The sequence below is a fragment of the Flavobacterium sp. genome, from assembly GCF_029242675.1.
Taxonomy (GTDB): domain Bacteria; phylum Bacteroidota; class Bacteroidia; order Flavobacteriales; family Flavobacteriaceae; genus Flavobacterium.
Genome location: NZ_JAQWTM010000085.1, coordinates 1 through 9,809 on the forward strand (window position 1 = coordinate 1; position 9,809 = coordinate 9,809).

Annotated in this window: 8 protein-coding genes and 1 pseudogene; all 9 read right to left on the minus strand. The window is 36.9% G+C overall.

Annotation, left to right across the window (positions count from 1 at the left end; translation table 11 throughout):
• Positions 1-151: 151 nt before the first annotated feature.
• Positions 152-1,027, minus strand: coding sequence for a tail fiber protein (locus P8M54_RS03490; RefSeq protein WP_300285226.1), 876 nt, complete (start codon positions 1,025-1,027; stop codon positions 152-154).
• A gap of 592 nt (positions 1,028-1,619) precedes the next feature.
• The gene (locus P8M54_RS03495; RefSeq protein WP_300285229.1) at positions 1,620-3,221 is read right to left on the minus strand and encodes a fumarate hydratase; all 1,602 of its coding nucleotides are present in this window, start codon (positions 3,219-3,221) and stop codon (positions 1,620-1,622) included.
• Between the two features lie 576 nt (positions 3,222-3,797).
• Positions 3,798-5,237 (minus strand): nucleoside recognition domain-containing protein, encoded by a 1,440-nt coding sequence (locus tag P8M54_RS03500; protein WP_300285231.1) that lies wholly within the window; start codon positions 5,235-5,237, stop codon positions 3,798-3,800.
• Between the two features lie 100 nt (positions 5,238-5,337).
• A complete protein-coding gene (locus P8M54_RS03505; protein WP_300285234.1) occupies positions 5,338-6,051 on the minus strand; it encodes a 3'-5' exonuclease in 714 nt (237 codons plus the stop codon).
• Positions 6,052-6,157: 106 nt separating this feature from the next.
• Positions 6,158-6,628, minus strand: a complete 471-nt coding sequence (locus P8M54_RS03510) for a methylated-DNA--[protein]-cysteine S-methyltransferase (RefSeq protein ID WP_300285237.1) — start codon at positions 6,626-6,628, stop codon at positions 6,158-6,160.
• A gap of 165 nt (positions 6,629-6,793) precedes the next feature.
• On the minus strand, positions 6,794-7,183 hold the full coding sequence (locus tag P8M54_RS03515) for a c-type cytochrome (RefSeq protein WP_366525117.1): 390 nt from the start codon (positions 7,181-7,183) through the stop codon (positions 6,794-6,796).
• A gap of 52 nt (positions 7,184-7,235) precedes the next feature.
• Positions 7,236-8,249 carry a porphobilinogen synthase gene (gene hemB, locus P8M54_RS03520; RefSeq protein ID WP_300285240.1) on the minus strand — a complete coding sequence of 338 codons (1,014 nt, stop codon included), beginning with the start codon at positions 8,247-8,249 and terminating at the stop codon, positions 7,236-7,238.
• Between the two features lie 92 nt (positions 8,250-8,341).
• Positions 8,342-8,800, minus strand: a pseudogene (tnpA, locus tag P8M54_RS03525) (IS200/IS605 family transposase).
• Positions 8,801-8,997: 197 nt separating this feature from the next.
• Positions 8,998-9,809: oxygen-dependent coproporphyrinogen oxidase (hemF, locus tag P8M54_RS03530; protein ID WP_300285243.1), on the minus strand; the 812-nt coding region annotated here is incomplete at its 5' end.

Here is a 9,809-nt window from a genome sequence, read left to right on the forward strand (position 1 = left end):
AATAAGGGAGTCCAACTTGAATAGTATACCCATTTTTTTGGATAGCCTGAGAGCTAGGAACCACTTTGGCACCGGCGGTATTTTGCGCTCTCAGTCCCGTGGCTATCAAGCCAAGGAATAAAGCTATAATTATTTTTTTCATAATTACAGCTTATAACTTTATAATGTAGTTTACTCCGTAGTTTACTGGGCGAGTTTCTGAACCTCCTGTAGTAGCAGTTGAACCAGTTATAGTATGGGTATGATTACCATCATTAGGTATGTTTTGAGTAGCGACAACATTGATTTCGTCATTACTAGCATCTAAAGTTCCGGGAGTATTACCAGTGTCCTTTTTAACTAATAACAAATCTCTATTATTATTTGAGTTATGATTATGTTGACCATTTGTACTGTTTACTAGCGACCCACTAGCATGTAAGTGACTTTTTAAATCGTCACCCTGTGTCCCTTTCAAAGCGGGTCCGTTCTGACTGTTAACTGGACTTGTACCCGTACCTCTTAAAAACATTCCTTGTAAATCAGGAGCATTATTCCCGATAAGTGCTCTTAACGCAGCTCCTCCATTAACATCTGAAGGCAAGGCAGAACCGTTACACAATAACCATCCTGCTGGTGCAGTAGTACCTATAAATGGCATGATAGATCCGGTAGGAACACCGTTTGCGGCAGATATGGCATAAGGCACTTGTTTTAGTTTTTCGTCAGAAATGATTGTGGATCCTTCCGAAATTTTTAAGAAAGCTTGCGTATTAGCTATTACTATATTGTTGTTATCTCCTGGTTCTAAAACAATAGAAAAAACACCAAAAGCATCTGTAGTAACCGTTTTTGTGTCTTCATAAATTTGAACATTAGAACCGTAATAAATACGAAATGTCAAACTTAAAGTGGCGCTAACTCTTGCCGTATTATTATTGTCTCTTGCAATTCCTTGTACGGCGATTCCTGCCGCTGATGCAGTGGTTTGAGAGTAATTAATTGCTACTGTAAGCAGCATTAATAAAGAAAGTAATTTTGTTCTCATGATGAATTGGTTTTAGTTTATTTTTTATGCGATTTTAACTTTGAAATATTATTTTGTGGGCGAAATTAGAACTATTAAATCGAATTTGACTAGCCCATTCGGACAAATCGATAGCCCATTCGGACATTTTTTAACAAAATCTTCTGTTAAAAAAGTAAAAACAAATATTCATAAGAATTTAGCTGCTTTAATAAAAAATTGTATTCTAAACCAAAACAAAGTTGAAATTACTATCCTATCTAATTTCAACATCACGAATTTAAGACTAGAAATAGAACTATATTATCGTATTTTATCCTACCCTATAAATAACCTAATTACTCTATATTTGATTTATAATGATATAATATACTTGTTAGAAGTGCGAGGTCAATGCTAATAGGATACCAGAATTTCTTGAACTTTTTGAGGGACCAATTAAAATTACTGGATCTAATTCTCCAAAATAATGTAAAACAACAACGGCCAAAACACCAAGTAAGGATGGCTATAAAAAAGAACCGCATAGTTGTAGATCCTATCATCTACAACTATGCGGGTACTTGATACACGTACTATAAGAAATGGCGAGTATTATCTAAATAATTGTCTTTTATAAATTCTCGAAAAAGTCATTCCCTTTATCATCGGTAATGATGAAAGCTGGGAAATCTTTAATTGTAATTTTACGAACGGCTTCCATTCCTAATTCTTCAAAATCTACCACTTCTACTTTTAAGATATTGTCTTGCGCCAAAATCGCAGCAGGACCTCCAATGGAACCTAGGTAGAAACCACCGTAGGTTTTACAAGCATTCGTTACTTGTTTCGTTCTGTTTCCTTTGGCAAGCATAATCATACTTCCGCCTTGCTTTTGAAATTCCTCTACATATACATCCATACGACCAGCGGTTGTTGGTCCAAAACTACCTGATGGCATTCCTTCTGGCGTTTTAGCAGGACCCGCATAATACACAGGGTGATTTTTAAAATATTCTGGCATTGGTTTTCCCGCATCTAATAATTCTTTGATTTTAGCGTGGGCAATATCACGAGCTACAATCAAGGTTCCGTTTAATTTCAATCGCGTTTTGATTGGATACTTCGATAATTCAGCCAAAATATCTGCCATCGGACGGTTCAAATCAACATCAACTGCTGGTTCTAAATGAGGCGCTGTTTCTGGCAATAAACGTCCAGGATTCACCTCTAATTGTTCCACGAATATGCCGTCTTTGGTAATTTTACCTTTAATATTTCTATCGGCAGAGCAAGAAACTCCTAATCCTACTGGACAAGAAGCCGCATGACGTGGCAGACGAATCACACGCACATCATGAGTAAAATACTTTCCTCCAAACTGTGCTCCTATGGCACTTTCTTGGCAAATAAGCTGCACTCTTTTCTCCCACTCTAAATCTCGAAACGCCTGACCTGCCATGTTACCTGTTGTAGGTAAATTATCAAAATAACCTGCCGATGCTTTTTTAACTGCAGCTAGATTCGCTTCCGCAGAAGTTCCTCCAATTACAAAAGCTAAGTGGTACGGTGGACAAGCCGAAGTTCCTAAATCCATGATTTTAGCACGAACAAAAGCATCCATTGATTTCTCGTTCAATAAAGACTTCGTTTGTTGGTACAAATAGGTTTTATTAGCAGATCCTCCACCTTTGGCTAAAAACAAAAATTCGTAAGTAGCTCCAGTTTTAGAATAAATATCGATTTGAGCAGGTAAATTAGATCCCGAATTTTTTTCTTCAAACATACTGATGGGTACAATTTGAGAATAACGAAGGTTGCGCTCTTGGTAGGTATTAAAAATCCCTTTTGAAAGCCATTGGGCATCATCGACACCTGTATATACATTTTCGCCTTTTTTAGCCATAACAATCGCTGTTCCGGTGTCTTGGCATGACGGCAACTGTCCTTCGATGGCTACAGCTGCATTTTGCAATAAATTATACGCTACAAAACGATCGTTATCCGTCGCTTCAGGATCATCAAGAATCGCTCTTAATTTTTCCAAATGCGAAGTACGTAACATAAACGACACATCTCTCATCGCCTCTTGTGAAAGCAATTCAAGTCCTTTTGGATCAACCGTCAAGATTTCACGGTCGCCTAGTTTTTCTACTTTTACGAAATCAGACGATATTTTGCGATATTGGGTATCGTCTTTCAAAATAGGATAAGGATCCTGGTATATAAAGTCCATATTTAGAAGTTTGATTTAGAACCTCAAATATAAGAATTGTAGAAGGAATTTTGAATTATAATTCCGTTAATCTCCTCTAAAAGTTGGAGGGTTGAAAGATGAAAAGACAACTTAGAAGTAAAAATAAAGACACTTCCCTTTTGAATCTGAGCCAGAAAACGATGTGACGCAAAACCAATATTTTGAAAAGCACAAAACTACAAACTCGATTGTACCTAAATAAAAAACGTTGTTTCACAGTAGGAAACAACGTTGAAGCGATTAAAAGACTAGTAAGCTACTAACCCATTAAACTCGTTACTAGAAATAAAATAACAAGTGCAATTGCGATGTATTTAGCGTATTTTGACATTTTTATGTTTTTTAAAGGTTATCCGTTTCTATAATTATAGGTTAGTCAAAAGAAATAAAAATAAAGTAAACCTCCTAGGATTATACAAACAATCATTCCCAAAGTTTCATTATTTTCTTTAGCTACCTCATCTTGACTTTTCAAAGCCATAAAAGAGCCACTTTACAAAAGTACCAACCCATAGAAAAAGTAATTTACTAAATAGTCGATTCACAATCTACTCCTTAAAAAAACCAGCTTGCCACAAAAATGGCAGTAATCACACAAATTACGTCAACTAAAAGCATGGTCGTTAAAGCATAACGGGTGTTTTTAATATTTACCGATCCAAAATAGACGGCAATCACGTAAAAAGTACTCTCGGCGCTACATTGAAAAATGCTACTCAAACGCCCTGTTAGAGAATCGGCGCCAAAGGTATTCATCGAATCAATTAAGAAACCACGTGATCCCGCAGAGCTAAAAGGTCGCAACAAAGCAACTGGCAAAGCATCGACAATTTCTTTATTGACACCCATATTTGAAAATACAAACCCTAGACCGTTACTTATAATTTCGAATAAACCACTGTTTCTAAACAAGGAAATTGCCACTAACATTCCTAAAACATAAGGAAAAATAACTACTCCTGTTTTTACTCCATTATTGGCTCCTTTTACAAAAGAATCAAAAACGGTGGTATTAGCCTCACTGAATTTCTTCTCTTTTCTGAAAGAGAATGTCAATGTAAAAGCAACGATTCCAATCAAAATTAATCCCGAAAGGTTATTCGTAAAATAGTTTTTACCAATCAAGTCCAATTGATTCACATACATCAACAAACCTACGATAGCTCCAATTAATCCCATTAAAGCAGCAACTAAAGAAGCGCTTTTAAAGTTAATTTTCTGTTTTACTCCTACAATTAAAAACGCAGCAATTGTACCAATAAACGAAGTGATAATACAAGGCAACATCACATCGGCTGGGTTCGCAGCACCAGCGGCGGCACGATAACCGATAATTGAGGTAGCAATCAAAGTTAAGCCCGAGGCGTGCAAACACATGAACATAATTTGGGCATCACTAGCTCGGTCTTTATCTGGATTGAGTTCTTGTAAACTCTCCATCGCTTTTAGTCCAAAGGGTGTTGCAGCCGAATCCAATCCTAAGAAATTAGCAGCGAAATTCAAGGTCATATACGATATCGAAGGATGGTTTTTTGGAATACTTGGAAACACTTTTACAAACACCGGACTCAAAACAGTAGCTAATTTTCCGGAAGCTCCAGAGATAATTAGTAACTCCATCAAGCCACAGAAAAAGGCTAAATACGCGATTAGCGGCAAAATCAAATCTACCAATGTACTTTTACAAGTAGGTAGTAAACCATCAGACTTTTGGATTCCGCTAAAAATTTTTACTGTTTTATTAGAGTAAACGTAAGTTGTATCCGCATTGGTAAGATCGCGGTTCATTACAAATGTCTGTTCGGGCGATGCGTTGATACTGTCTTTTATAAAAACAGGAAGCTGCTCTAAATATTTTTCAGAAACAAGCACTGGATCACCTTTTACTCCATTCAAAACAAAATCAATGGTATACGTATTGGCGGTGAACAAACTCACGACTATAAAAATGATAGATGAAATAAAAATAACCAACCAAAATCTACTTAAAACCATAATTTATATTTTTTGTAAATGTAAAAATTTTAACCATAAAGTAAACAGCGTAATGTGTAAAGTACAAAAAGCATTTTCTAGCTAGCTATTAACACCTCTATCACACATGAATAATTTCATCTTCAATAAGCAAGTCTTCACGGCGTAAACGCAAAAATATTTGCGCTACGGCAATGGTGTCTTTTTCGCAATAGGTTACAATACGGTCAATATCCTTATCAACATAATACACATGTCCTACTTGGCTGCCGTCGATATCACCTTTAGGAGATGGGATTCCTAACACTTTACACATTAACTTTAAAGAGGTATAATGTTTGTAATCACCAAATTTCCAGAGTTCCAAAGTATCTAAATGCGGAATCTCCCATGGTTTTTTGCCAAATAAATTCAGCTTATCCGGAATTGGAATTTGGTTGATGATCATGCGACGCGCTAGAAACGGAATATCGAATTCCTTCGCATTATGTCCGCACAAAACATATTGAGGACCACTAAAATGATTGGTAAGTAGGTTATTAAAATCTTTTAGAAGTTTAGGCTCTTCGCCAAAGAACGAAGTAACGCGAAAATTACGAACATCGCCTTTGATCACAAAATAACCGACTGAGATGCAAATAATTTTTCCAAACTCGGCCCAAATGCCGGCACGATCGTAAAACTCCGCCGCGCTGAACTCGTCTTTGCGTTGGTACTGTGTTTTTTGCTCGTACAACCCTTGCATATCCGCATCTAATTCATTGTAATTAGCGGCTTCAGGAACGGTCTCTATATCTAAGAAAAGAATATTATTGAGGTTTATTTTTTCTATCATAAATTATGGCACTTGGATTTTACGGGTCTTACCCATTAAAACAGATTTTTTAAAACTAAATACTTAGATACGAATTTAAAGAATATTACTGATTTTAGTATCTACTCTAGAATAAACTTTGTTGACTGCTAGGACTTTCGTGCTCCAGCAACCACTTTTTGCGCCATAATCCGCCAGCATAGCCTGTAAGCGAACCATCTGAGCCTATAACGCGATGGCAAGGCAGCACAATCCACAATGGGTTTTTACCATTGGCTGCAGCCACCGCCCGAATCGCCTTGACGTCTCCTAAAATTTTGGCTTGCTCGAGATAGGTTCTTGTTTTACCAAAAGGAATATCTCGTAAAGACAACCACACCCTTTGTTGAAAAGCAGTTCCTTGAGGATTTAGTTTGAAATCGAAAGCGATTCGTTTAAAATTAAAATAGTCTGTTAGTTGTGTAACCGCTTCTTGTAAACTTTCTGGTATTACATCACTAACAACTCCTTCATCACTAACGGAAACGGATGAAACCCCATCGTGATTACCCACAATTGTTGCAATTCCTAATGGTGTTTTGATATGAACTGTTTCCATAAATTCAGGTTAAGAGTTGCAAAGTACTCAAAATTTTAAAATGTCTATTAAAAATAAAAACCACTCGCAATACGAATGGTTCTTGTTTTTTAGCCTTGATAGTAGCGGCATCCTCTTGTGGTGGTGTTCACCACAAGAGATATAGCGGATAGCGAGAATAGCTCCTTATTGTAAAGTTGAATACGTATACGCCTCAATTGCTTGCAGCTCCGTATCGGTAAAGGTTTTAGTGAGGGCCAAATTAGTGGCCATAATTTCGTATTGCGATGGATCTACAATCGCTTCGCTTTCGCCTTTTAAAAACGAAATAATGTTTCCGTTTTTCTCTTTGTATATCTTGGCGATATCTTGCAAACTAGGTCCGATTAACTTTGAATCGACGTTGTGGCAAGAGGTACAATTTCCTTTTCCCTCGAAAATAATTTTTCCCACTTGAGCTGGTGTAAAATCATCTGAGGCAGTGACTTCTTTCTTTGCCTTTTCTGTCCCTTTGTCGTCAGTATTCTTGCAAGAACTTAAAGCAACTAGGGCTAAAACTATATATTTTTTCATCATTTTGTTGTTTTTGATTTACTCCAATTTACGAAAATAGGCTGTAAAAACAGTATTATTTTGCGTTAAGCAATATAGCTGCTTCTTTGGCAAAATAAGTTGAAATCAAACTTGCTCCTGCCCTTTTAATGCACATTAATTGCTCCATCATAATCGCATCATGATCCAACCACCCTTTTTCGGCTGCTGCTTTGATCATAGCATATTCACCAGAAACATGATAGACCGTCACGGGTACATTTACGGCATTTTTTACTTCACGAACGATATCTAAATAAGCAATTCCGGGTTTTACCATGACCATATCGGCACCTTCTTCAACATCCCAAAGTGCTTCTTTGATCGCCTCTATACGATTGGCATAATCCATTTGGTAGGTTTTTTTATCTTTTGGTACTTCGACAAGCTCAGCACTTTTTGTAGTGTCTTTTGGCGTGCTGTCTAAAGCATCTCGAAAAGGCCCGTAAAATGCCGAAGCGTACTTGGCCGAGTAGCTCATGATGCCCACATTATGGAAACCTGCAGCATCAAGACCTTGGCGCAATCGCAATACGCGTCCGTCCATCATATCACTTGGCGCTACAAAATCGGCTCCTGCTTGCGCATGTGACACTGCCATTTTTACTAAGGCTTCGTTTGTTGCTTCGTTATCGACATCGCCGTTTGCAATGATTCCGTCATGGCCGTAAATAGAATAAGGGTCTAAAGCTACATCAGGCATTACGATCATCTTTGGGCAAGCCGTTTTAATGGCACGAATAGCGTCTTGCATTAATCCGTTTTCATTCCACGCTTCTTTACCCGTATTGTCTTTTAAATCTTCGCTGACCTTTACATAAATGTTTACGGCGCGAATACCTAAATCAAATAATTCTTTTACCTCTTTTACCGTTAAATCTATCGAACGACGAAAGATTCCGGGCATAGAAGCAATTTCTACTTGTACGTTTTCACCCTCTGCAATAAACATGGGAAACATAAAATCTGACGGACTTAAAGTCGTCTCACGAACTAATGACCGAATAGATTCATTGGTTCTTAATCTTCTACCTCTTTGTAATGGGAACATATATTTTAGCGTTTAGCTCCATGGGAGCGGTATAATTATAGAAATGTGTGTCAATTTACAAAAACCAAACCCCAGCGGGGTGGCATATTATTTTAAACATCATCAAAGATAAATTCATTTTTAAAATCAACATTGAATGCTTTCAAAAAATCAACATATTCTTCTTTGAAGGTTTTCTTTTTATGATGCTCTTCTTGTTTTTGGATGTAATTTATAACATTTGTTAGTTGAGAATGGCTATACGAAAAAGCACCAAATCCAGTTTACCATTCAAATTTACCATTAATCCATCTTTTCTCATTTATAAAACGAGAGGAATTAGCTTTGATTGCTCTAACCAAATCAGACAATGATTTGTCAGGTTTTAATCCAATCAAAATATGAATATGGTCTGGCATTCCATTAATAGCAATTAATTTTTGACCTTCGTTAGTGACAATTCCTGTGATGTATTTATATAATTCATCCTTCCAAATTGTGGAAACTAGATTTTGCCTGCCTTTAACGGCAAAGACAATTTGGATATATAATTGCATATAGGTATTTGCCATTTGAAATTGATATTATTTAAAATATTTCATCCCTATGGGATTTAATAAAACCGCATTGAATATTGTCTATAAATATTTCATCCCTATGGGATTCAATAAAAAACGCATTGAATATTGTCTATAAATATGTCATCCTTACGGGATTCAATAAAATCGCATTGAAATTTGTCTACAAATATGTCGCTCCTATGGAGCTTTTACAACCAATCAACTGGACTTTCTAATACCTTGATTAATTTCTCTTCTTCACTGCCTTCTTCTGGATGATGGTCATACACCCATTGCACGTGCGGTGGCAAACTCATCAAAATTGATTCAATTCTTCCATTGGTTTTCAAACCAAATAATGTTCCTTTATCATGAACCAAATTGAACTCCACATAACGACCACGACGAATTTCTTGCCATGTTTTTTGGGCTGGAGAATACTCCAAATCTTTTCTTTTTTCAACAATTGGAACATAAGCTTGCAAGAAACTATTTCCAACTTCAGAAACAAAGTCAAACCAATTCTCCATGCTCATGTCATCAGTCGCTTTACAATAATCGAAGAACAAGCCTCCAATTCCACGTGCTTCGTTTCTGTGTGCATTCCAGAAATAAGTATCACATTGTTTTTTATATTTTGGATAAAAATCATGATTGTGTTTATCGCAAGCTGTTTTACACGTCTGATGAAAATGAATGGCATCTTCTTCAAACAAATAATAAGGTGTTAAATCTTGTCCACCACCGAACCATTGCTGAATCACATCACCTTTATCATCATACATTTCGAAATAGCGCCAGTTCGCGTGTACCGTAGGGACCATTGGGTTTCTTGGGTGCAAAACCAAGCTTAGTCCGCAGGCAAAGAAATCAGCTTCGCCTACACCAAACATTTTTTGCATGGCTTCAGGTAATTTGCCGTGCACTGCTGAGATATTAACACCCCCTTTTTCAAAAACTTGTCCGTTCTCGATAACGCGGGTGCGTCCGCCACCACCTTCAGGGCGATCCCAAAGGTCTT

Excerpts from the sequence above, each read along its gene's own strand:
- P8M54_RS03490 (WP_300285226.1), bottom strand. The coding sequence starts at position 1,027 with ATGAGAACAAAATTACTTTCTTTATTAATGCTGCTTACAGTAGCAATT.
- P8M54_RS03510 (WP_300285237.1), bottom strand. The coding sequence starts at position 6,628 with ATGGAAACAGTTCATATCAAAACACCATTAGGAATTGCAACAATTGTG.
- P8M54_RS03505 (WP_300285234.1), bottom strand. The coding sequence starts at position 6,051 with ATGATAGAAAAAATAAACCTCAATAATATTCTTTTCTTAGATATAGAG.
- P8M54_RS03495 (WP_300285229.1), bottom strand. The coding sequence starts at position 3,221 with ATGGACTTTATATACCAGGATCCTTATCCTATTTTGAAAGACGATACC.
- hemB (WP_300285240.1), bottom strand. The coding sequence starts at position 8,249 with ATGTTCCCATTACAAAGAGGTAGAAGATTAAGAACCAATGAATCTATT.
- P8M54_RS03515 (WP_366525117.1), bottom strand. The coding sequence starts at position 7,183 with ATGATGAAAAAATATATAGTTTTAGCCCTAGTTGCTTTAAGTTCTTGC.
- P8M54_RS03500 (WP_300285231.1), bottom strand. The coding sequence starts at position 5,237 with ATGGTTTTAAGTAGATTTTGGTTGGTTATTTTTATTTCATCTATCATT.